The sequence below is a fragment of the Exiguobacterium sp. s125 genome, from assembly GCF_018618605.1.
GTDB classification, from domain to species: Bacteria; Bacillota; Bacilli; order Exiguobacteriales; family Exiguobacteriaceae; genus Exiguobacterium_A; species Exiguobacterium_A oxidotolerans.
Map to the genome: position 1 here is coordinate 1 of NZ_JACSMI010000005.1, position 21,418 is coordinate 21,418.

18 protein-coding genes and 4 riboswitches are annotated in these 21,418 nt (G+C 49.1%); of the genes, 5 read left to right on the forward strand and 13 right to left on the reverse strand.

What is annotated here, in order from left to right:
* Nucleotides 1-269: 269 nt before the first annotated feature.
* The 13 genes from KNQ05_RS12025 to mtnK all read right to left on the reverse strand — a co-directional run bounded on the left by KNQ05_RS12025 (nt 270) and on the right by mtnK (nt 17,098).
* Nucleotides 270-1,181 (reverse strand): proline dehydrogenase family protein, encoded by a 912-nt coding sequence (locus tag KNQ05_RS12025; protein WP_214770528.1) that lies wholly within the window; start codon nt 1,179-1,181, stop codon nt 270-272.
* 92 nt (nt 1,182-1,273) lie between these two features.
* Nucleotides 1,274-2,578 carry an NCS2 family permease gene (locus KNQ05_RS12030; RefSeq protein WP_029332579.1) on the reverse strand — a complete coding sequence of 435 codons (1,305 nt, stop codon included), beginning with the start codon at nt 2,576-2,578 and terminating at the stop codon, nt 1,274-1,276.
* Nucleotides 2,579-2,713: 135 nt separating this feature from the next.
* Nucleotides 2,714-2,815: riboswitch (purine riboswitch) on the reverse strand.
* 79 nt (nt 2,816-2,894) lie between these two features.
* A complete protein-coding gene (locus KNQ05_RS15690) occupies nt 2,895-3,377 on the reverse strand; it encodes a hypothetical protein (protein ID WP_239456813.1) in 483 nt (160 codons plus the stop codon).
* 769 nt (nt 3,378-4,146) lie between these two features.
* Nucleotides 4,147-4,683, reverse strand: a complete 537-nt coding sequence (locus KNQ05_RS12040) for a hypothetical protein (RefSeq protein WP_088836262.1) — start codon at nt 4,681-4,683, stop codon at nt 4,147-4,149.
* A 300-nt stretch (nt 4,684-4,983) separates the two neighbouring features.
* Complete coding sequence (gene guaA, locus KNQ05_RS12045; RefSeq protein ID WP_088838417.1) at nt 4,984-6,504, reverse strand: glutamine-hydrolyzing GMP synthase; 1,521 nt, start codon at nt 6,502-6,504, stop codon at nt 4,984-4,986.
* A 129-nt stretch (nt 6,505-6,633) separates the two neighbouring features.
* A riboswitch (purine riboswitch) is annotated at nt 6,634-6,735 on the reverse strand.
* 37 nt (nt 6,736-6,772) lie between these two features.
* Nucleotides 6,773-8,845: a transglutaminase TgpA family protein gene (locus KNQ05_RS12050; protein WP_214805480.1), complete on the reverse strand. Its 2,073-nt coding sequence runs from the start codon at nt 8,843-8,845 to the stop codon at nt 6,773-6,775.
* Complete coding sequence (locus KNQ05_RS12055; protein WP_088836260.1) at nt 8,842-9,924, reverse strand: DUF58 domain-containing protein; 1,083 nt, start codon at nt 9,922-9,924, stop codon at nt 8,842-8,844. Before KNQ05_RS12055 ends, KNQ05_RS12050 begins: the two co-directional genes overlap by 4 nt.
* Complete coding sequence (locus KNQ05_RS12060; protein ID WP_214805482.1) at nt 9,921-10,877, reverse strand: AAA family ATPase; 957 nt, start codon at nt 10,875-10,877, stop codon at nt 9,921-9,923. Before KNQ05_RS12060 ends, KNQ05_RS12055 begins: the two co-directional genes overlap by 4 nt.
* A gap of 370 nt (nt 10,878-11,247) precedes the next feature.
* A complete protein-coding gene (locus KNQ05_RS12065) occupies nt 11,248-12,273 on the reverse strand; it encodes an ABC transporter permease (RefSeq protein WP_204251417.1) in 1,026 nt (341 codons plus the stop codon).
* Nucleotides 12,273-13,790 carry a sugar ABC transporter ATP-binding protein gene (locus KNQ05_RS12070; RefSeq protein WP_214805484.1) on the reverse strand — a complete coding sequence of 506 codons (1,518 nt, stop codon included), beginning with the start codon at nt 13,788-13,790 and terminating at the stop codon, nt 12,273-12,275. Before KNQ05_RS12070 ends, KNQ05_RS12065 begins: the two co-directional genes overlap by 1 nt.
* Nucleotides 13,787-14,866 (reverse strand): sugar ABC transporter substrate-binding protein, encoded by a 1,080-nt coding sequence (locus KNQ05_RS12075; RefSeq protein ID WP_214805486.1) that lies wholly within the window; start codon nt 14,864-14,866, stop codon nt 13,787-13,789. The genes KNQ05_RS12070 and KNQ05_RS12075 overlap by 4 nt, the downstream gene beginning before the upstream one ends.
* A 43-nt stretch (nt 14,867-14,909) precedes the next feature.
* Complete coding sequence (mtnA, locus tag KNQ05_RS12080) at nt 14,910-15,932, reverse strand: S-methyl-5-thioribose-1-phosphate isomerase (protein ID WP_214805488.1); 1,023 nt, start codon at nt 15,930-15,932, stop codon at nt 14,910-14,912.
* Nucleotides 15,929-17,098: an S-methyl-5-thioribose kinase gene (gene mtnK / locus KNQ05_RS12085; RefSeq protein ID WP_214805490.1), complete on the reverse strand. Its 1,170-nt coding sequence runs from the start codon at nt 17,096-17,098 to the stop codon at nt 15,929-15,931. The genes mtnA and mtnK overlap by 4 nt, the downstream gene beginning before the upstream one ends.
* Before the next feature lie 76 nt (nt 17,099-17,174).
* Nucleotides 17,175-17,277, reverse strand: a riboswitch (SAM riboswitch).
* A 204-nt stretch (nt 17,278-17,481) separates the two neighbouring features.
* Nucleotides 17,482-17,583: riboswitch (SAM riboswitch) on the forward strand.
* An 80-nt stretch (nt 17,584-17,663) separates the two neighbouring features.
* Between mtnK and KNQ05_RS12090 the strand changes: the two genes are divergently transcribed.
* The 5 genes from KNQ05_RS12090 to KNQ05_RS12110 all read left to right on the forward strand — a co-directional run bounded on the left by KNQ05_RS12090 (nt 17,664) and on the right by KNQ05_RS12110 (nt 21,372).
* On the forward strand, nt 17,664-18,854 hold the full coding sequence (locus tag KNQ05_RS12090) for a 2,3-diketo-5-methylthiopentyl-1-phosphate enolase (RefSeq protein ID WP_214805492.1): 1,191 nt from the start codon (nt 17,664-17,666) through the stop codon (nt 18,852-18,854).
* The gene (locus KNQ05_RS12095) at nt 18,851-19,510 is read left to right on the forward strand and encodes a 2-hydroxy-3-keto-5-methylthiopentenyl-1-phosphate phosphatase (protein WP_214805494.1); all 660 of its coding nucleotides are present in this window, start codon (nt 18,851-18,853) and stop codon (nt 19,508-19,510) included. Before KNQ05_RS12090 ends, KNQ05_RS12095 begins: the two co-directional genes overlap by 4 nt.
* Nucleotides 19,507-20,127, forward strand: coding sequence for a methylthioribulose 1-phosphate dehydratase (locus KNQ05_RS12100; protein WP_088836250.1), 621 nt, complete (start codon nt 19,507-19,509; stop codon nt 20,125-20,127). The genes KNQ05_RS12095 and KNQ05_RS12100 overlap by 4 nt, the downstream gene beginning before the upstream one ends.
* A gap of 15 nt (nt 20,128-20,142) precedes the next feature.
* Nucleotides 20,143-20,682 (forward strand): 1,2-dihydroxy-3-keto-5-methylthiopentene dioxygenase, encoded by a 540-nt coding sequence (locus KNQ05_RS12105; RefSeq protein ID WP_214805496.1) that lies wholly within the window; start codon nt 20,143-20,145, stop codon nt 20,680-20,682.
* Nucleotides 20,683-20,871: 189 nt separating this feature from the next.
* Nucleotides 20,872-21,372 carry an arsinothricin resistance N-acetyltransferase ArsN1 family A gene (locus KNQ05_RS12110; RefSeq protein WP_214767163.1) on the forward strand — a complete coding sequence of 167 codons (501 nt, stop codon included), beginning with the start codon at nt 20,872-20,874 and terminating at the stop codon, nt 21,370-21,372.
* Nucleotides 21,373-21,418 lie beyond the last annotated feature (46 nt).

Genomic DNA, 21,418 nt, shown 5'->3' on the forward strand with positions numbered 1-21,418 from the left:
GCTTCATTCATTGTTTGTATCCGAAGATACGTTTTTTGCCTCATCGTTCAGTTTTCAAAGTTCGTCGTGTCGTGTTAGCGACTTTAATAGATTAACAGGTTGTTTTGATTATGTCAACCGTGTTTTTGAAAAGATTTTTCAGCCCCAACAAACCGTTTATAAAAGGCGTCTCGCTGGAACATTTATTAATATAACAACAAAATTCGACAAACACAAGCATTATTTTAAAAAAACTTTACAAAAAGCTGTTTTGCGTTTTACATACAGCATCAGAGTCTTAACATACTCAATAAAGTAAACCCGATATTTGCAGGTCGTTCAGCCAGACGTCTCATCAAGTACGTATACCAGTCTACTCCGTGCGGTACATACACGACAACACGATATCCTGAATTGACCAACTCTTTCTGACGTTGCGGTCGCATCCCTTGAAGCATTTGAAATTCAAAACACTCATCTGAAATGTCAGCTTGTCGAATAAAGTCGAGTAGTTCCTCAATCATATCGTCATCATGTGTCGCGATTTGCGTATAACGTCCTTTCATCAAATTCTGTTTTACTAATAGAAGATAGTTGGCATCTACCATCGCCTTATCCTCGATGTAATGTTCTTTCGACCCCGTATATGCCCCTTTTACGATCCGGGTCATTGGTTCGAGTTGATCCAAGTCAAAACGACTACGGTGCAGATTTGCTTGAAGCGCCACGCCAAGGTTCGGGTAAGAGAACTGAAGCACACGGAAAATTTTCAAAATCGACTCAGTCATTTCGTACTCTTCCATGTTGATCGTCACCCGACGATTCAGCTGAAGTGCGACTTCAAGGATACGCTCCATCTGCATGAGGGCGAGTTCCGGATCTAACCGCACGCCGACGGATGTTAACTTTAATGAAATTTGTCCATCCACTTGTTCTTTCTCTAATCGGTACAAAACATCAATGCATTCATCCGCAATCGCCTTTGCATCCTGCACACTGTGAATAAACTCTCCTAAACAATCAATCGTGACTGCCCGCCCCTGCACATTCAACGTCCGGACTGTTCGGAACGTCTCATCGATTGTTTGCCCTCCTACGAATAATGTTCCCCCTAAAGGTAAGCCGACTGCTCGGGCCACACGAATAAGACGTTTATCGACAGCGAGTCGTTCGAATATCGGACCTGTTAGTTTTTCCAACACGTTCATCACCTCCTGTTTGTTGATTCCCTACTCTCCATTAAAAAAACGCCTTTCTTCTATATAGAAGAAAGACGTCAGCTTAATAAGAAAAATTAGTGTAACCAGATGAAGTATGCTAGGAATCCGAGTGACATGGCGTACATGATCGGGTGTACTTCTTTCGCGCGACCTTTCGCGATCATCGTGATTGGATAGAATAAGAACCCGAATGCGATTCCCGTTGCGATCGAATACGTAAGTGGCATCATGATGACTGTCAAGAAGGCTGGAACTGCATACTCGAACTTTTTCCAATCAATCTGGAGAAGTGAGGATGCCATTAATACACCAACGATGATGAGTGCCGGTGCTGTGACCGGCGCCGTGATGACGGCGAGAAGTGGTGAGAAGAATAAGGCAAGTCCGAAGAATAAGCCGGTTACGATTGCCGTCATTCCTGAGCGACCGCCTGCTGCGACACCTGCACTTGATTCAATGTATGAAACCGTCGTTGATGTTCCAAGGATTGAACCCGCGACTGTTGCTGTTGAGTCAGCGATTAAGGCGCGTCCTGCACGCGGAACTTTATTTTCCTTAATTAATCCTGCTTGGTTCGCGACGGCAACGAGTGTTCCCGCTGTATCGAAGAAATCAACGAAGAAGAACGTTAAGATGACGACTGCCATCTGGACAGTAAAGATTTCATTGAAGTGAAGGAACGCTTGTCCGAATGTCGGTGCGATACTCGGTGGAGCTGAAACGATTTCCCCAAGGCTTGACGGAACAGGAATCAATCCAAAAATCATTCCCGCGATTGCCGTCAAAATCATTCCGAAGAAGATGGCGCCTTTAATTCCGCGTGTCATTAAGATCGCTGAAACGACTAAACCGAACACCGCAAGCAATGTTGTCCCTTGACCCAAGTTACCGAGTGAGACGAGCGTCGCTTCGTTTGCGACGACGATTCCACCTGTTTTCAAACCGATGAAGGCGATGAATAAACCGATTCCGGCAGCAACTGCCATTTTAAGTGGTTCTGGAATCGCATTGATGATTGTTTCACGAATCCCTGATGCCGTGAGTACCATGAAGACAAGACCCGATACTAAAACACCGGATAATGCCGTTTCCCACGGGATCCCCATGCCGATGACGACACTGTAGGCGAAGAACGCGTTCAATCCCATACCGGGTGCGAGAGCAATCGGATAATTCGCGAGTAAGCCCATCGTGACTGAACCGATAACGGCGACAAGCGCCGTTGCACCGAAGACAGCCCCAGGATTCATCCCGGCGTCTGCTAACGTATTCGGGTTAACGAATAAGATGTACGCCATCGCGAAGAATGTTGTCATACCGGCGATGAACTCTGTCCGCATATTCGTACCGAGTCCGTCGAAGTCGAAGAATCGCGCGATCGCGTTCTCCTTTTGTTTAGGTTGTTGCGGTTTCATCTGTGTGCTCATGGTTGCCTTCTTTCCAAATAAGCCGTCTCAAGAAACGAAAAAAACGGCAGTTACCTAAGCGGTAAAAGCCGTTTCTTTAAGCGCACACCAGAAATCAGTGCACGCCGTAGTAGGAACCTTTAAGGTGTTCCTGTAGAGACTTCCGGGCCATATCCCCAGAATTATACGGCATTATTTTTTGTTTTTTAGTAGATGATTTAAAATAAGAACAGACACATCGTAGCACGCTCAAAATAGACGGTCAACCATAAAAGCGAAATTTAGTGGATTAAATAAGCCGAACGTTCGGTTTTGGAAGCGTTTTTTTAGACTGACTGACTTTTTCTTTGTTTTTCTTCTCACGGTTATTTTGCTTTAATATGTAAGGCAATAACTGAAAACGGATGGGCAATCTTCCAAAGACCATCACGAGGACTGCCGCTAACATCGGAAGAAAAAGCACTCGTCCGATTGTGAGCTCATCAAAGTAAGACGCAGCGACCAGTCCTTTGACGATAAAACCGTGGAGAATATAAATCGTCAATGTCTTCGTTCCAAGATGGGAAATTACGAATGGTTTTCTCGGCAACAACGTAAAGAATGCCATGATCATCAGACACTGAATCATATACAGAACAAGCCGCAAGATTAATCCAGTTTCATCTAACCCCATCTTGAAATATGAATTCGCTCCACTCAGCAAATCAAACTGAAAAAGGTTTGGCCATGTCCACATCATTAGAGCACTAGCCAGCATGACCACTAAAGCCATCCCGCGGTTCGGGAACACCTGATAGATGATTCATCCACGACGCTTGAAGTAATAGCCGAGCACATAAAACGGAAAAAAGACGACAATGCGCGATAAGCTCCATGCTCAGCCGATTTGATCGATGTAGCCGGCTGGCCAGCATACTGACCAACAAAATGTGCCCGATTCCCATCTTGACGGATCGCCTCAGCCAAAGAACCGCCGGCAGCAGGGGACTCCAGACAAACATCGCAAACAGATATCAATAGATATAAGCCGGTTGTACCGCCAAGAATTGATATTGGTCAATTCCGTTCCCTTTCATCACCGCTACAAATACCAGTTGTATCAGGATGAATAACACAAGATAATCCAAAAAACAGTTTCAGCCCGGCTTTAAGAGTTAATTCCCCCTTTGTAAAATAACCCGATATGAAAATGAAAGCTGGCATATGGAAGAAATAAAATTAAATACACTTTCCAACTCTGGGCTTTTTAAAATAAAGGGCTCGATTATATGACCGAGAACTACTTAAAAAATCAATACTAATTTGGCATGATCGTAAACCCAATCGCGTCCGTTCATTGCCTTCCTCCAACTCCTTTTTTCGTCTGTTGATTGATATCTCTCTTTTTAAGTTACTAAAGTCTATATTTAAACACACGTTTTTTTGAAGAAAAGAAACAGAAATGTTGTAGACGCATCACGCGAAAAAGAAAGTAACTGACAGTCGCTCTTCCGATTGGAAACAAATTCTTAATTCATATGGAGCTTGTTCCTTATTGAAAGTTAACGTTGACGGAGTACTTCTTTAAAGTATTCTGTCAATAAGCCTTCTCCTTTAAATCGATCTTCTAAAACAGGTTGTATCTGCTTTAATTCATTCTTAAGTGTTCCATAGGTATTCGGGAAATATCCTAAGTAAGAATACTTATATACAGGTTCCTCAGGATACAATTCATAAGCACGTTTTAACATAGAAATCCCTTTTTCTTCCCACTGTTCATAGTCGCCAAAATAATAGGGAAACACAGAAATCATATAACCAAAACACCAGAGAAAATCCTCATTCGTCATAAAATGCGCTAAGCCGAAATGTGTAACTTCCTCCAGTAACGACTCTAATTCATCCATATCTACATCTGCATCTGTAATTCCTAGCGGTCCTTGTTCGACTACGACATACCAACAAAAAAAGCCCAGTCGAATCACAGTTTTTAAGTCTATGGGATTTTGTTGCCATGCTTTTAAAAGATATTCTTTTGCTTCATTCCACTTCTCTTGATGCTCTAATCGATCAACTTCAGCCCATGTCCAATCAATCATAATGGTTCGCCACCTACTCCATTTAGTTATTCACTTCATATTATATCAAGTGCCCGATGCACATCTCGATATATCGTGGTCTCCTCCCTTGAATTTGTTGGTTTAGTTTAAAGTCATCCAACAGTTCCATGATTTTAGTCACGAAAAAAGCCCCCTTTCATTCACAAATAATGCGAACAAAAGAGAGCTTCATTTTTAAATATAATTGTTGAAGGTGAAACGGACTTCTTTTCACCTATCCCCTTTAAAGCGTTGGTACGACAGGCTTCATGAGACGAATTTCCTCAGCAAGTCTAGTTCTTACTCCCACTCAATCGTTGAAGGTGGTTTCGACGTCACATCGTACAGGACGCGGTTAACGTTCTGGACTTCGTTGACGATCCGGACGGAAATCTTCTCGAGCACGTCCCACGGGATGCGTGCCCAGTCCGACGTCATGCCGTCGATTGACGTAACGGCACGGATGCCGACTGCATAGTCGTATGTCCGCTCGTCACCCATGACACCGACTGAACGAAGTGGTGGCAAGACCGTGAAGTACTGCCAGATTTCACGTTCAAGACCGGCTTTTTTGATTTCGTCGCGGAGGATGAAATCAGATTCACGGACGATTTCAAGTTTCTCATCTGTGATTTCACCGAGGACACGAATGCCGAGACCGGGTCCTGGGAACGGCTGACGCCAGACGATTTCGTCCGACAAACCAAGTTCTTTACCGAGTGCACGGACTTCGTCCTTGAACAACGTATTGATCGGTTCGATCAATTTGAACTGCATGTCTTCCGGCAATCCACCGACATTGTGGTGTGATTTAATCGTTTGTGCCGTATCCGTTCCGCTTTCGATGATATCCGTATAGAGCGTTCCTTGGGCCAGGAAGTCCATATCCGTCAATTTTGACGCTTCTTCGTCGAAGACGTAAACGAATTCGTTACCGATGATTTTACGTTTTTGCTCCGGATCTGAAATCCCTTTTAATTTGTTCAGGAAACGGTCTTGCGCGTCGATTTTAATGACGTTCATGTGGAAGTGATCGGCAAATGTCTTCATGACACTTTCCGCTTCCCCTTTCCGTAAGAGACCGTGGTCGACGAACATACATGTCAATTGGTCACCGATTGCCGCATGAATCAGTGCTGCGACGACAGACGAGTCGACACCGCCTGAAAGGGCACAAAGAACTTTTTTGTCGCCGACTTCTTCTTTAATCTTCGCGATTTCGATTTCGATGAAGTTCTCCATCGACCAGTCGCCTGTACACTGACAGACTTCGAACAGGAAGTTTTTCAAGAGTTCTTTGCCGAACATCGTGTGGTTGACTTCCGGATGATACTGGACACCATACATTTTTAACTCTTCGTTTTTGATGGAAGCGATCGGGCAGGAAACGTTTGTCCCATCGACGACGAAACCGTTCGGAACCGTTGTGACGAGATCACTATGGCTCATCCAGACCGTCTGCTCGAGTGGTAAGTTTGCATACATCGCGGACGGATCGTTCAGCGTCAATGTCGCTTTTCCGTACTCCCGGTGTCCGGCACGCTCGACTGTCCCACCGAAGTGTTGCGACATCAATTGCATGCCGTAGCAAATACCAAAGATCGGAATTCCGAGTTCGAAGATTTCCGGATCACAGCGGTACGCGTCTTCTGCGTAGACACTGCGTGGTCCACCGGAGAAGATGATACCCGCTGGTGCGATGTCTTTGATTTCTGCTGCCGTAATCTTGTGCGAATGCAGTTCACTGTAAACTCCGAGATCACGGATGCGTCGTGTGATCAATTGGTTGTACTGACCTCCAAAATCGAGGACGAGGATCATTTCTTGGTCCAAATGTGCTTCCAAATCTATTCCCGCCTTTCAAGTTTCATGCGTACCCCTATGAAAAAAGCCCACTCTTCCCCCATGAATAAATGGAAAAAGAGCAGGCCGCTTCACAAAAAAATGTATACGAAGGGTCTGCTCCTTCATAGTCAGGTCGTTTAAGGTGACCCGGTAGAGACTCTCGCGCCATATCCGCGAGTATATACAAAGGAGATGCATGTATGATTTACGTTGTTCTCATTGTAACTGTATCAATTCAAAAATATCAACCCTCTACGCGACGAATCATATTTTCGAAATATTCACGTTTCTTTTCGAGCGACAACGTCTCACCACCATAAATCATCCGTTCATAGGCATCCGTCAACGGGCGCATCGCGTACGTTTCGTAATACCCATCGACTTCATGTGCAAGTTCCGCGAGCGTCCGTCCATCCTTATAATGGAACCCTTGTTTATCGAGACGTCGGAGCAAGAAGCGATACATCCGTTTGAATCCTTCCGGTCGTTTGATTTGGCTACGGAAGAAGAGAATTGCGGCCGTTCGTCTGATTGGTTTTCTAAACAGATAGAGGAACACAAGACCGAGCAACGCACCAATGATCGGCCAGACGGGAATCGAACGTTTTTCCGCCTGATTCGCTGTCGTCGCTTGGGCGTCATCGAGAAGATTTTCCTGCGGACGGTTCGGTGTTGCCGTTTCCGTATCTGTCTCTGTATCCCGTTGCGGATTTGATTGTTCCGTTTCGTTATCAGTCTCTTGATTGATCGTATATTGCCCTGTACCGTCAAAACTTACAGTCGGCTCGAGCGGTACCCAACCCGGTCCTTCGATGTAGACTTCGACCCAGGAATGGGCATTTTTGTTTCGGACCGTATAACTCGTGACAGCAGAACCGATGACATCGGATTCGCCACCTGTAAATCCTTTTACCCAGCGTGCCGGTAATCCAGCCGCCCGTAGTAACACAGTTGCTGAAGTCGAAAAGTTATCACAATAACCGAGCTTCGTCTCGAACAAGAATTGATCGACATAGTCTTGATCTTCTGCCGGGACAGCAACATCTTCCGTATTGTACTCAAAGTTTTCTTGCTCGAAGTAATTTTCAATCGCTTTCGCGCGCTCCCACGGTGTTTCTTCATCAGCAACGATCTCAGCCGCTAAATCACGAACCCGGTCCGGTAATGTTCCCGGCAGTTGCAGGTAACGATCTTGTTCCATTTCTGAAAGTTTTACCGGTTCATCCGTTTGGAGTAGTTTTTCAGTAAACAGTGGATACGCGTACTGAATCTGATAATTTTGCTGGCGCGTTGCATCGTCAAGATACGAAATTTTTTGATTTTCCGGGTTGATTAAAAGATTTTGCCGTTGATCATCTGCCGTCAAGCGCACATTATCTCCATTGTAAGGGACAAACGGCAACTCGCGAGCCAACTTGAACGTCGCACTCTCTTCACGTGTCTCGACGTCATCGCCAAAGTGCGAGAAGAAACCACGCCCGTTAATCTCCGGACTTGACTCCGATAAAATCCAACCTTTACCGGTGTAGACGTCCTTCGTCTCGACCCGCCAGTAACGATTCCCTTCACTCTCGACTTGAAAAACTTCCCGGTCGTCCATTTGGAATGGACCACCGAGCTGTTCATCGTTCGAGCCGTATCCGACTTTTTGAATCGCATTCGTCGATGTACCTTCTCCTTCAAAACGTGACGTCCAGTCATACCAACTGTTTTGCCACGTCGCTGTGATGACCGGACTTTGCAGTGCCGCAACGATCGTTACACCGATAATCAACAAGGCACTAATCGGCCGAACGTAAGAGGCAGTCGGTCGTTCATTGATTTCTGTCGCATACAACAAAAGTAATGCCAGGAGGATTGGATACAAGATGAACTGGTCACCCGAGTAATCCGTCCATGTGTCACAATAGGCGATGAAACCGATCACACCGACGGTCAACCCAACAACAAATCCTCGATTCGGGAAGGTTCGGCGACCAAGGTAGCCGATTAAAAAGCTAATTAGACCGATCGATAAGGCGAAGGCCGGTCGTCCCGGCAACTCCCCATTGATGACACGTGATACATCATCCGTAATTTCACCTAATAGTCGCCACGGTGCCTCTCCTGGTGTCAAGATGAAGTAAAAAGACACCATCAAAGCAAGTAGACTGCCACTTAAAAACCACCGTCTTCGGACGTGCGATAGCAGGAGTGGTGTCAAAAGAAGCGGCAAGAAAGGAACGATGCTGTCAAACGTCGTCAGTTCCAGTAGCGGGGGCATGAAGCTCGCAAGTAGTAACGCCGCGAGTAAGTTCCAAATCAGTCGTCGACTCATCGGCTCCCCCTCCTTTCCGGCGTATAGACATGCACGGTCGCTTCCTGTCTGATTTTAGACATCCACATCTCGTTATTCGATTCAAGATCCGGCGTGATGAAGAGGACGTTTCCACTCAGACGTAATGCTTTTGAGGAATACTCCCACGACTCAATGAATGAACGGGTCCGACTCGGTTGAGCCGTCATCAAATAATGTGTCAGCTTCGCCCCTTCAAGCGGTAGGGACAGGGACTGGACAGCATGACCGACGAGATGGATCCGGTAATTCAAGCGCCGTTTGTTGAGTTGATCGGTCGCATCGGCAAGCATCGAAATGCTCCGTTCGAACTGCGCATCACTCACCGTTCCTTCATCAAAAACAATTGTCGTTTCCCGCTCTTGTTCCCGTTCAAATGTCTTCGTCATCAAACCTTGGCGTTTCGCCGTTGCCTTCCAATCAATCTGGTTCATCCGGTCGCCACTGACATATTCCCGGACTCCAACGACGGTAAAGGATGACTGCCGCAAATCGAGCGAGACGGGCGAAATTCCGCCGTCCCCCCGGTCGTCTTCATGTGGCAACTGCGTCGCGAGCCGTGCCGGTTCAATCGCAAGATACGTTTCGACCGGATAGAGTTTTTTTCGCATGAATACACCGAACGGATCCGTGATTTCAATCACACAACCCGGAATCTGATACAGTCCACGACGAATCGATGGAATGACATATTCAATCTGTTCCGTCTTCCGGTAATGGGCACGTAACGAGCGCCGAATGTCTAAACGCTCCGCACTCAATGCTTCCGGTACTTCCTCTGTTACTTCGACGGTCCCGACAAGAAAAGGGTATTTTCGTCTAACTTGTAAAACGACAGGAATGTCCGTCCCGGCAATCAACATCTTATTCGAAACTTCTCGCGTCGCGACGGCTTTCGTCACGGGCCAGATTAAAAAAATCGTCCAGTAGACAGTCAAACCTGCCATGACGTAGAACAGTAACGAGGCTACATTTCCACCATCCACACGGGCGTAAATCCACAATGCCGTGACCATCAGGAGCAGGACGGCATAACGCCAGCCGATTTGCCACCGTTTCATAAAGACTCCACGTCGTGTTGAATCGGCACCGCAACTTCTTTTTTCACCTGTTCCAATACCCGTTCAGCCGACTGTCCGTGGTAGCGAGCATCTGCCGTCAAAATCAACCGGTGTGATAAGACGGGTGTCAACAGGTGTTTCACGTCATCGGGTAATACGAATTTCCGCCCTTCCATATAAGCCCAGGCTTGCGCGACTTTCATTAAAGCAATCGATGAACGCGGACTGGCTCCAAGGTAAAGCGAAGCATGCTCACGCGTGGCCTGGACGAGCTGAACGATATATTTTTTAACCGGTTGTGAAACGTGGACTTCCTTGACTTCTTCCTTCATCCGTAACAATTCGTCGCGCCCGATGACCGATTCGATCGTGTCGATTGGTTCATCGCGTTCGAATCGATTCAGCAACTTCATCTCTTGCTGAAAATCCGGATAGCCCATCTCGACTTTGACTAAAAAGCGATCGAGTTGTGCTTCCGGCAATGGATATGTCCCTTCATGCTCAATCGGATTTTGCGTCGCCATGACAAAGAAGGGATTCGGAAGCGTATGGATTTCTCCGTCCACCGTTACATTTGCTTCCGCCATCCCTTCCAGTAACGCCGATTGTGTTTTCGGAGAAGTTCGGTTGATTTCATCCGCGAGAACGATATTGCCCATCAATGGACCCGGACGATACTCAAATTGACTCGTTTTTTGGTTATACATCGAAACACCCGTTAAATCCGAGGGGAGTAAATCGGGTGTGAATTGAACACGCTTAAAAGTCAGGCCGATTGAGCGACTGAATGCGCGCACGAGCATCGTTTTCCCGACCCCCGGTACATCCTCAAGTAAGACATGTCCTCCGGCAAGTAGCGCTGCTAACGATTGTGTAATAACATCTTCCTTACCGACGATTACTTTTTCTACGTTGTCGATGATTGCTTGAATCTCTCTTGTGTATGTTCGCATTGTCAGGCCCCTTGCTCTTTAGTAGTTGAATTTTCTGACTCTTTCTATCTTCTCATACCCGTAGTCCCTTTGGAAAGGCATATGAGTCTCTCAATACGCACAAAAAAGGGGGCGCCGCAGAGCGACTCCCCCTTTGTGTTTCAGGAACGATTACATGCCGTAAACCGTTCTTGATTCGTGCAGAGTGCACGTAAAAAACGGGTACAATCCGTGTCTATAAACTTATTCCGTTCGTCAAGTCCGGTGATCCTCTTCTACTCGAAGCGACATGCGATCGTTCCCTCTACATTGATAATCATTCATGTGCATCACCATCCTTTCATATATTGAATATTACCGAATCTATTCGAAGTTAAACCTTGTTTTTTAATTATTTTTTTCGAAACCGGTAATACGTCGTTGCTAAAGCAAGTGCAAGGACAAGCCCCTTAATAATATTCAATGAGTAATACGGAACAGATAACATAACGAGCCCATTCTCAAGAATCCCGACTAAGCAGGCTCCGACTAATGTCCCGAGTGCGTTCGGTTTCCCTTGTCCGGCAAACGATGAACCGATGAAGGCAGCCGCGACTGCCGGCATCAAATAGCCGGATCCGGCATTAATCTGTGACGATCCAACCTGCGACGCAAGCAGGATTCCTCCGACTGCCGCGAGTAGTCCGGCAATCACATAGGCCAGTGCCCGGTAACGGTGCACCGGGATTCCCGTCAAGTGTGCCGCCTCCGGGTTTCCGCCGATGATGTATAAGAAGCGGCCGTGTCGTGTATGGTTCAAAAACAGATGCGTCACTGCTACGACGGCGAGCATGATTAGGATGATCCACGGTGCCTGACTGATTTTTAGGAAGGACTCCGGAATCATCCCGACTGTCGGTGTTCCGTCGAGACGGGGCATCCCGGCACTGATTGATCCGCCGCCGGTATACGTCATCGCCACCCCTTCAAAGATGAACATCGTCGCAAGCGTCGCAAACAAGTCGGGAATCTTGAATTTGACGATCAATAACACGTTGACCAGCGCGACGCTTAAGGCAATCAAAATCGCCAAGCCGATCGACAGACCAAGCGGAAGGCTGTACCAGACAAAAAATGAGACGACGAGCGAGCTGGCAAAGGTCGCGGTCGAACCGACCGATAAATCAAAACCGTTGACGGTCAGCGAAACGGTCAACCCGATTGCGATGATCGTCACAATCGAGATACTGCGCAAAATATTAATCAGGTTCGCGCCCTGTAAAAAGCTTGGTGCCGTCACGGCAAAAAAGACGATGAGTGCAAGGATTGCGAGGACGATCCCCCAGTCATTCAAAAAGCGTAACAACCGTTTACCGGATGCGTGTCGTTCCGTGTTTGGTTTTGATTCCGTCGTTGGTTCGTGAAGTACCTCGTTCATCAAGTCATCCCCCCTGTCGCATACAGCAGTAATTGGTCTTCCGTCGTCTCCGACGTATTCGTCTCGAACACGATTTTCCCGTCATACATGACATAAATCCGGTCCGTCACCGCCAGCAATTCATCGAATTCACTGGACGCATACAGAATCGCTTTTTGCTGTCCGGCCAGTTGATCGATCACGTCGAAGATTTCCCGTTTCGCCCCGACGTCGACACCTTTTGTCGGTTCGTCGAGCAGCAGGACCGCAGCATCGGCGAGGAGCCATTTGCCGATCGCGACCTTCTGCTGGTTCCCGCCGGATAAGCCTTCCACGCGTTGCGTTTCATCCGTTGATTTGATCGCCAATCGTTTGATGATAGCGTTGGCGGCAGTCCGTTCCGTTCCCGTCTTGACCCAACCGAACCGATTGACGAATTGTTTGAGACTTGCCGCGGTCATGTTTTGATAAATCGGATCCGTGACAAGGATGCCTTCTTTACGGCGTTCTTCCGGGACCAGACCAATCCCGTGTCTGACTGCCTCGTGCGGCGACCGGATAGTCGCCGGTTCGCCGGCTATCCGAATCTGTCCCGCCACAGTCGGAGTCACTCCGAAAATCGTCTTACAGAGCTCGGTTTTTCCCGCTCCGACAAGTCCGGCAATTCCAATCACTTCACCTGCATGAACCGTCAATGACAGCTGATTGAGTTCACCCGGGACCATCACTTGATTGAGCTCGAGCAACGCTTGCCCGACGGTTCGGGTTTGCCGGTCCGTCTGTTGCAAACGTCTTCCGAGCATCTGTTCAACGATTGTCTCTTTCGTTTGCCCGGCTAATGCTTGGCGGGCGACAAGTTTTCCGTCACGCATGACGGAAATCGATTCACAGATTTCAAATAATTCCTGAAGGCGGTGTGAGATGAAAATCACGCCCAATTGTTCGCGTGTCGCGAGTTCCCTGATGATGCGAAACAAACGTTCCGTCTCCCGTTGACTGAGCGGCGCCGTCGGTTCATCCAGGATTAAAAAACGGCTGTCTTGAACGAGTGCCCGGGCAATCAAGACCAACTGTTTGTCGGCAAGGCGCAGTTCACTGACCCGTTGCCGGACATCAATCGAAGACTGGAGTTTCCCGAGCGCCTCCCGTGCAATCTGTTCCAACCGGCGTTGCCGGATGACCCCTTTGAGCTGTCCGTTCGTCAACAAATCGAGGCAAATGTTTTCCGCGACCGTCAAGTATGAAATCAATGCCGTATCGACTTCTTGGTAGACGATTTCAATTCCCGCCCGTTTCGCGGCACGCGGCGAATCGATCGTCAACGGCACACCTTCAAACGAAATCGTCCCGTCATACGCCGCATGCGCTCCCGCCAATACTTTCATCAGCGTCGACTTACCGGCGCCGTTCGCTCCGACGAGCGCATGAATTTCCCCGCGGCGGACGGAAAAGTCAACAGCATCAAGCGCTTTGACACCGGGGAATTCAATTGAAATCCCACGCATCTCGAGCCGGTTCGTCGCGTCCAGATGCGTCATTTCGCAGCATTCGCTTTCCGCAGTTTTTCCATCCACGGTTCATTGAATTTCTCAGATGTGCTCCAGCCCTTGATGATTGTATCGAGATTGTACATCGTCGTATCGGCTTTGAGCGCCTTTTGCTCGACTAATTTAGCGTCCAGATCAAAGCTGCCCGGTGTTTTTTCGCCGGCCAGTTTTTTCGCGAGCAGGCGCATGTCCGTCTGTCCGATCAAATGCGGATCAACGGCACTCGTCGACACCCAGTTGCTACCATTCTCACGCATCAGGTTGATGTCCTGATTCGAGACATCGATTGAAATCAACGGGATTTCCTGACGTTTGTTGTCTTTTAAGGATTTATAGGCGCCTTTTGCGACTTCATCCCACGCTCCCCAGACGGCATCGATGCTTCCTTTCGGATATTTCGCGAGAATCGCGTTCATCTTCGTCGCGATATCGCCCTGGACATCCTGGAAATTCGTCGGTCCGACCGTTTCAAGCGTCTTGATTTTGCCGTCCGCTTCATACGTCTTATAGATTTCCTGACGGCGGTCAAGCGGTGCAAACCCCGGACCGAACCACAATTTGATGACCCGGACCGGCTTGTCGTCTTTCACTTTCGTCACTTCATCGAGTGAAAGTTCTGCCAGTTTGTGATCATCCTGGAACGTCTCCGTGATGCCTGTTAACGTCTGGTCCTTTTTCTTCGTCACCGTATCAAACGTCACGACCTGAATCCCTTTGTCGATCGCCGGTTTAATCATGTCGTAGGCATAATCTTCTTTTCCGTGCGAGATGATCAGTCCGTCATAATCCTGCTGAACGGCTTGCGCCACCAGTTCCTTGAACTTGACGTCATTGCCTTCGGAAATGAACGTGTTGACCTTAAACCCAAGCGCCTCCCCTTCCGAACGGGCACCGTCTAAAAATTGTTTCGTATGATCATCGGACGCCAGATTGCGGATGACGGCAATCTTGATGTCGCCTTGGACACTTTCCGGCACACCGCTGATTTTTTTCGTCGGTGTCGCTTCACTATTGGCGCAAGCAGCCAGCAAGACCGCCGGTGCGAGTAAGAATGCTAATTTTTTCATCTCGATCTCTCCTGTCTGTTTAGATGACCTGTTGTCCAATCGCCTATTCGATCGTTTCCACGCTCGGCCGTTCAATGACGCCGAGTTCCGTGATGATCGCCGTGATGAGCTCGTGCGGTGTCACGTCAAACGCCGGATTAAAGACCTTTGTTCCGGCTGGTGCCGTTACTTTCCCCGCCAGTTGTGTCACTTCACTAGCATCGCGTTCTTCAATTTCAATCTCGTCACCTGATAAACTCGTCACATCAAACGTCGACAGCGGTGCCGCGACATAAAATGGAATCCCGAAGGCACGTGCGAGTAACGCCAGCTGGAACGTCCCGATTTTATTGGCCGTATCCCCGTTACGGGTGATCCGGTCCGCGCCGACGATGATGGCGGTGATCTGCTTTTCCTTGATCGTATGCGCGACCATATTGTCCGTGATCAAGGTGACGTCAATCCCTGCCCGTTGCAGCTCCCATGTCGTCAAGCGCGCCCCCTGCAACAAAGGCCGGGTTTCCGACGCATAGACGGATAACGGGATGCCTTGTTCCTTCGCAAGATAAAACGGGGCCAGTGCCGTCCCGTACGCCGCTGTCGCAATCGATCCGGCGTTACAAATCGTCAACACCCGGTCTCCCGCTTGAAACAGCTCCAACGCATGCACACCGATTTGCCGTGACGTCTTGGCATCGGCTTCATAAAGGGCAATTACTTTTTGTTCCAGACGTTTCGGCAGTTCCTCGAGCGTTGTGCTCGAAAGGATAAGCTGATTGAGCGCATCGAGTACGTTCCGCAAATTGACGGCGGTCGGCCGGGTCGCCAGTAACTCCGCCGATACCGTCAACAGTTTTTGTTTGACCTCGTCAAGCGATCCCGTCGTCCGGAACGCTTCCTGCACGAGGACGAATCCACCGAACAGACTGATTGCCGGCGCTCCACGGACACGAAGTTGTTTAATCGCCTCAACCGCTTGCGCCAAATCATGAATGACTTCGTACCGTTCTTCTTGCGGGAGACGGGTCTGATCAAGGATCTTTAAGCACGCCCGCTCATAGATGACACTACGGATAAACTCGCTCATCGGCTCAATTCCTCCGTCACGTCAAAATTCCGGAGATCGGTAAACGTCTTACATTCGCCGCGCCGTTTAATCAATGCCGTCCCGAGGCGTAACGCATGACGTTTCCGTTCAAGGCGCGTCGCAGCATCCGGAATTTGTTCCAAATCAGCGACCGGTGCCAAACCAATCGTCCGCCGGATCAGTTCACAACCGGCGAAACCGAGCGCGTCTTGGAGAATTGTACTGAGGACATCATCGACAAGCCCGGGTACCGTCCGGAAAGGTTCGACGGCTTCCCGTTCCCACAGTGCCGTGAACGTCGAAGCAAACGTCAGCCAGAACGTATCGATATCCTTCACCCGCTTCTCCCGCAACTCAGCATAGTTCGGATACGCCGCAAAGCAGAGGTGGGCAATGAACTGACCGACATCAAACCCGAACGGTCCGTAAAAAGCGAACTCCGGATCGATGATTTTCGTTTCGCCCGCCGAAGCAAAAATGCTTCCTGTATGTAAGTCTCCGTGTAATAAGGCCTCCCCTTTCGTGATGAACAACGTTTCGAGCTTCGCCACTTCCCGCTTCAGTTTTTCGTCCTGCCAGAGCTGCTGTACGTCTGTTTCCAATCCGCTCTCGATATTGTTTGTTTCCGCGTCGCAGAACGGATCCGTAAAGATTAACTTTTCCGTAATGTCGCATAAATCCGGGTTGTAATAGTCACGTGCGACCTGTTTTTTTCCGACCGGACCGAGCGCAAAATCTGACGTGAAAAATAACGTCCGTGCCAAGTATGAACCGACATGCTCAGCAAGGAGCGGGTAGGTTTCGCCTGCGAGCAATCCCGTCCGAACGATTTGCAGGTGCGACAAGTCCTCCATCACTGTATACGCTTCTTCATGACTCGCATGAAAGACCCGTGGAACGAATGGCGTCGCGTATTTTGCGAATTCCTTCAGTGCCAACTGTTCGATCCAGGCCCGCTCGAGTGACAAGGGCCAGCTTTCCCCGACGACTTTTGCATAAGGTAATGCCTGCTTCAAGATCAAACGTTCTTTCCCTGCCTGAATCCGAAAGACTAAGTTCAAGTTCCCGTCGCCGATTTCTTCTGCCGTCGCTTCTTCCTGTCCGATGAGTCCGAGTTCCCGGACACGTTTAATGGCGTCCTGTTCTGTAAATGCTTGATATGCCATCTTGCTTCCCCCTTCATTTCTACACAAAAAAACGCCGCTTTTCGTCATAGAAAAGAGGCGCGGGGTATCATCCGTCCTCTTATCTCTCAGACGAATGTCTGTTGGATGTAGCACCGTGCCGGATGGTCGGTTGCTGCGGCGTCTTCGGGCCAATTCCCTCTGCCAACTCACGATAAGAGTCATATGTGGTTGTTGTGTTCGATGTTGATTCGAATATTACGCCCGTCTTAAATCATCTGTCAATTCCAATTTTTAGTGAAAAACCATTTAAAAGACCGCCATCTATAGAAGCTGATTTCAAAAAAAATAAATTTTCAAAAAATTATTTGACATCACGTCCATCTCATGTAAAAATTGCAATTAGATTTCACAATTTCATCCAATTCTTATCAAGAGCAGACGGAGGGACGAGCCCTATGATGTCGCAGCAACCGACCAGTTGGCACGGTGCTAATTCTTGCAGCTAACACGCTGACAGATAAGAGTCCACGCGCAATTTTTCATGGTCTCTTGTCATTGACGAGGGACCATTTTTGTATTTTTTAACAAGGGAGAGACGACGATCATGGTGTACATTACCGCAACTTACCAACTCGGCGTGACCGATCAGTTACCAAAACGGGCAGAGCAAATCGCCCTCGGTCTGACGGTCGGCTCATGGACCGATTTGAATCACTTGGAACAACAACAGCTTGAATCCTTTAAAGGACAAGTCGTCCATACGGAAGAACACGACGGTAAAGGGTATGTCACGATCCGTTATCCGGAACACAACGTCTCACGGGACTTTTCGGCGATTTTGACGACCGTCTTCGGCAAGCTGTCACTCGACGGTCAAATCAAACTGACGGATCTTCAGCTTCCCGCTTCGTTCACACTGGATTTCCCCGGTGCTAAATTCGGCATTGAGGGCGTCCGCCAATTGATCCAAGTCCATGACCGCCCCCTGTTGATGAGCATCTTCAAAGGCGTCATCGGACGGGATCTCGTTTTTTTACGGGAACAACTGGAAGCCCAGCTCGCCGGCGGGATTGATCTCGTCAAGGATGACGAAATCTTATACGACAATCCGCTGACACCGGCACTCGACCGGGCGCGGATTGGACGGGAAGTCCTCGATGCACACTATGAACGGACCGGTAAACGGGCCCTTTATGCGATTACATTGAGTGGTCCGGTCTTCCGCTTGAAAGAGCAGGCGAAACGACTGGTCGAAGCCGGAGCGACAGCCCTCCTGCTCAACACGTTTACATACGGGCTTGATGTCTTGCGGGAACTGGCAGCCGATCCGGAAATCCCGGTCCCGATCTTTAATCATCCGGCGTTGAGCGGTGCCTTGATCGCCAGTCCCGAGTACGGGATTGCCGCCCCGGTCCTGCTCGGAACGTTGCCGCGGATTGCCGGTGCCGACTTGACACTGTTCCCGTCGCCGTATGGGAATGTCGCCCTCGCCAAAGACTTGGCCCGCGGGATTGCCGTTGAAGCGACCCGAATCGGTGAGACCAAAACAATTCTCCCGGTCCCGTCCGCCGGAATCCACCCGGGTCTCGTCGCCCAGCTTGTTCGTGATTTCGGCGTCGATTCCGTCATCAATGCCGGAGGCGGTGTCCACGGTCATCCGCAAGGTGCTGCGGCCGGAGTCATCGCTTTCCGCCAGGCACTGGGCGCAGCACTGGCCGGCGAATCACTGACAAGTGCCGCCCACCGGCACGAGGAATTACGTGTCGCTCTCGATGCTTGGGGGATCACGAAATGACGATCCGGATTTTATGTGACTTTGACGGAACAGTAACGGAGCACGATAATATCATCGCCTTGATGCAGGAGTTCGCTCCGCCGGAAAAATTTGAACCGTTAAAACAAGGTGTGCTCGACCGGTCGCTCTCGATTCAGTCCGGCGTCGGACAGATGTTTCAGCTGCTTCCGTCCAGTCAAAAACAGGACTACATTGATTTCTTGATGACACGGGCGGTCATTCGTCCCGGCTTCGACACCTTACTCGCTTTTGCCAAATCAAACGAGATTGATTTTTCCATCGTCAGCGGCGGGATCGACTTTTTTGTCCAGCCGATTCTTGCGGATGTACTGACGGACGAAGCGATTTATTGCAACGGCAGTGACTTCAGCCAGGAGACGGTTCGAATCGAATGGCCGCATGCCTGCGACGCGACCTGTACAAATCAATGCGGCTGTTGCAAAACCTCGATCGCCCGGAAGCTGAAGCAGAACGGTGACACGATCATCGCGATCGGCGACTCCGTAACAGATTTTGAACTGGCTAAGCAGGCGGATCACGTTTATGCACGGGATTATCTGATCACGCTATGTGAACAGCACGGCATCCCGTATACGCCGTTTGAAAACTTTCATGACATATTGAATCATCTGCAGACAAAGGTGGTGTACACATGACCTTCTTAAAACGATATGAAGAATTACGTGCCGTCAAACAGGAACTTGCAGCACGCGACTGGTTCCCCGGCACAAGCGGCAATCTCGCCATCCGGACAGCCGATCAACCGACTGAATTTCTCGTGACGGCAAGCGGGAAGGACAAACGGCAGGATACACCGGACGACTTCGTCCATGTCGACGCATCCGGTCAACTGATCGGCGAACAGACGGGTCGTCCCTCTGCCGAAACGTTGCTCCACGTCGAGGTCTTCAACCGAACGACTGCCGGGTGTTCCCTTCACGTCCATACGATTGACAATAATGTCATTTCGGAACTGTACGGCGACCAAGGCGAGATTCGGTTTGCCGGTCAGGAAATCATCAAGGCACTCGGCCGTTGGGAAGAAGATGCGGAAGTCCGTGTGCCGATTATCCCGAACCATGCCGACATTCCGACGCTTGCCGCTGCCTTTGCAGCACATGTACATGCCGAGAGCGGCGCCGTCCTGATTCGCAATCACGGCATCACCGTCTGGGCACCGACTGCCTTTGAAGCGAAAAAACAGTTGGAAGCATTCGAGTTTTTGTTCAGTTACACCTTAAAACTACAAACGTGCCGACAGGCGATTCATTAAAAGGAGGAATTTACAATGGCAACAGTACTTTTCCAACAGACAAACGAACGGTATACGGATCAAAATGAGGTCTCTTCATTCCTTGCCTCACGCGGCGTCTTATATGAACAATGGGACGTCTCGAAGTTACCGGGCGACCTCGTCGAGAACTTTACATTAACGGATGACGACAAACAGACGATTTTAACGACATTCGCGGACGAGATTAAAGATGTTTCGGAACGTCGCGGTTACCAGACGGCTGACATCATCGCACTGTCGGATACGACACCGAATCTCGATGAATTACTCGTCAACTTCCAAAAAGAACACCATCATACCGATGACGAGGTCCGCTTCATCGTCAGCGGCCATGGCGTGTTTGCGATTAAAGACGAGGAGGTCGGCTATTACAACATCGAGCTCAATCCCGGTGATTTGATTTCCGTTCCCGTCAACACGCGCCACTACTTCACGCTCCAGGAAGACCGGAAAGTGGTGGCGATCCGAATCTTCGTCACGACGGACGGCTGGGTGCCGATTTACGAGCGGAACGCCCTGTCTTCAGCAAACTAATTCAGTCCGGTCTGCCCCAAGTCTTTTAGCAATAGAGGACCTGGGCTTTTTTTTGTACGGAAACGTCGTCTGACAAACATGTTTGAGGAAAGCGCGTGTACGGGAGCATTTCCTATTCTAGAAACATGCCGTTTGTTTCATCCATCTCCGATATAATGAAGAAAAGGACACAAAAAGGAGCTGACGTGTATGATGATTCGTCTCGTTCAAGAAACCGACTTACCGGACGTGCTCGCCATATATAATGAAGGAATCGAAGACCGGATCGCGACGCTCGAGACGGATACGAAAGATCTCGCCTTCATGCAGCAATGGTTCAGTGAACGCTCCGAGCGACATGCTGGTTACGTTGCCTATGAAGGGTCAAAGATTCTTGGCTTCATTTCGCTCGATGCCTACAATCCGCGTCCCGTCTATCAGTCCGTCGGCGAACTGTCCGTCTACATCACACGGACCCACCGCGGACAAGGAATCGGAAAACGACTACTCGACATCATCGAAGAACATGCAATCATTCACGGCATGCATAAGCTGATTCTCTTTACGTTCCCCTTCAACCGGATCGGACAAAAACTCTACATCAAAGCCGGATTCCGAATCGTCGGTACCTTTAAAGAACAAGGAATGTTAAACGGGTATTACGTCGATGTCCTGGCCATGGAAAAAATTCTCCCTAAACCGGACCAATGATGTTTTGGATTAAAGGTTCGGCAAGTCGGGAATATGAGACGAGGAA